The sequence below is a fragment of the Thermus scotoductus DSM 8553 genome (assembly GCF_000381045.1).
Classification (GTDB): Bacteria; Deinococcota; Deinococci; order Deinococcales; family Thermaceae; genus Thermus; species Thermus scotoductus.
In genome coordinates this window covers 1-1,156 of the sequence record NZ_KB905810.1, presented here as the reverse complement: position 1 = coordinate 1,156, position 1,156 = coordinate 1, and the positions used below count along the sequence as shown (strand labels likewise).

2 protein-coding genes and 2 pseudogenes are annotated in these 1,156 nt (G+C 66.9%); 2 read left to right on the top strand and 2 right to left on the bottom strand.

Features of this window, described 5'->3' with window-relative positions; genetic code table 11:
- Positions 1-61 precede the first annotated feature (61 nt).
- A complete protein-coding gene (locus F604_RS0111685) occupies positions 62-331 on the top strand; it encodes a GlsB/YeaQ/YmgE family stress response membrane protein (RefSeq protein ID WP_019551791.1) in 270 nt (89 codons plus the stop codon).
- Here the strand turns inward: F604_RS0111685 and F604_RS13060 are convergent.
- Positions 328-588: a nucleotidyl cyclase domain-containing protein gene (locus tag F604_RS13060; protein WP_019551790.1), complete on the bottom strand. Its 261-nt coding sequence runs from the start codon at positions 586-588 to the stop codon at positions 328-330. The two genes, F604_RS0111685 and F604_RS13060, sit on opposite strands and share 4 nt — an antisense overlap.
- On the opposite strand from F604_RS13060, the pseudogene F604_RS12365 reads away from it, so the two are divergent.
- Positions 578-1,027: pseudogene (locus tag F604_RS12365) on the top strand (MFS transporter); the annotation flags it as partial. The gene F604_RS13060 and the pseudogene F604_RS12365 sit on opposite strands and share 11 nt — an antisense overlap.
- A gap of 1 nt (position 1,028) precedes the next feature.
- On the opposite strand, the pseudogene F604_RS12790 reads toward F604_RS12365, so the two are convergent.
- Positions 1,029-1,156: pseudogene (locus F604_RS12790) on the bottom strand (porphobilinogen synthase); the annotation flags it as partial.

The window sequence follows — 1,156 nt, the reverse complement described above, 5'->3', positions numbered from 1 at the left end:
ATACCCCGTCCCTTGACGCGGGCGGAGTTCGGGAGTACTTTGGAGAAAGAAAGGGGGAGAGATGAGCTGGATTGTGGCCATTCTGGTAGGCGCCATTGTGGGGTGGATCGCCAGCATGATCATGGGAGACCGCGAGGGGCTTCTCGGCAAGATCCTCATCGGCATCGTGGGTTCCGCGCTGGCGAAGTGGCTCTTCGCTGACCTTTTGGGCATCGGCGGGGCCTCCTCCGCAGGCAGCCTCAGCCTGGGCGGGATCCTCTGGGGGGTGGTGGGGGCCGTGGTCCTTATCTGGCTGCTCCGGGCGGTGGGCTTCATGCGCAAGGCGGGCTAGGGGACCCCCCCACCCTTGCGCCCCCCTGGCGCAGGCCAGGGGGCCTTAGCCCTTTTTTGGCGCTTGGTCCGGTACATCCTCCGGTCGGCCAGCTCCAGAAGGGCCTGGCCTTGGCCCTCCTCGGCCCGTACCACCCCCAGGCTCACGGGGAAAGCCCCCAGGGCCCGCCGGGCCTCCTCGAGGGCCCTTTCGGGCAGGATCAGGGCGAACTCGTCCCCCCCGAGGCGGAACCCCTGCCCCCCGTGGGAGCGGGCCATGGCCTTGGGGGCCATTCTGGGAGGGCTTGCCATCCCCTATCTCCTAAGGCGCCTTCCCAGGGAGAGGCTCTTCCTGTTGGCGCTTTTTCTCTTCGGCCTCTTTGAAGCCTCCATCGGAGCCTTTCCCCTTTTCGCCTGGGTGCTCCTGGCCTTTTTCATAAGCGGCTTCCTCAACATGGCCTTCATCGTCCCCGCCCGCTCCATCCTGCAGCTCAACACCCCCCAGGAGATGCGGGGACGGATTTTCGCCGCCTTCAGCGCGGTGATGAACGCCGCCGTTCTCCTGGGCACCCTGTGGGGCGGAGCCTTGGAGGGATGGATGGGGGCCCCCCGGGTCTTCCTGCTGGCAGGGGCCATGGTGAGCCTGGCGGCAGGCTATACCCTCCTCACCGGGGGCATCCCCGCACCCCAGGAAACCCGCCAGACCCAGGAAGCTTGACCTAGGCTTCCTTCAGCCAGCGGGCCGCTTCCAAGGCGTAGTAGGTGAGGATCCCCTGGGCCCCGGCCCGCCTTAGGGCGTAAAGGCTTTCCAGAACCGCCCTCCTTTCGTCCAGCCAGCCCCTTTGGC

Bases quoted from the DNA above. Each gene is read 5' to 3' on its own strand.
- F604_RS0111685 (WP_019551791.1), top strand. From the start codon at position 62: ATGAGCTGGATTGTGGCCATTCTGGTAGGCGCCATTGTGGGGTGGATC.
- F604_RS13060 (WP_019551790.1), bottom strand. From the start codon at position 588: ATGGCCCGCTCCCACGGGGGGCAGGGGTTCCGCCTCGGGGGGGACGAG.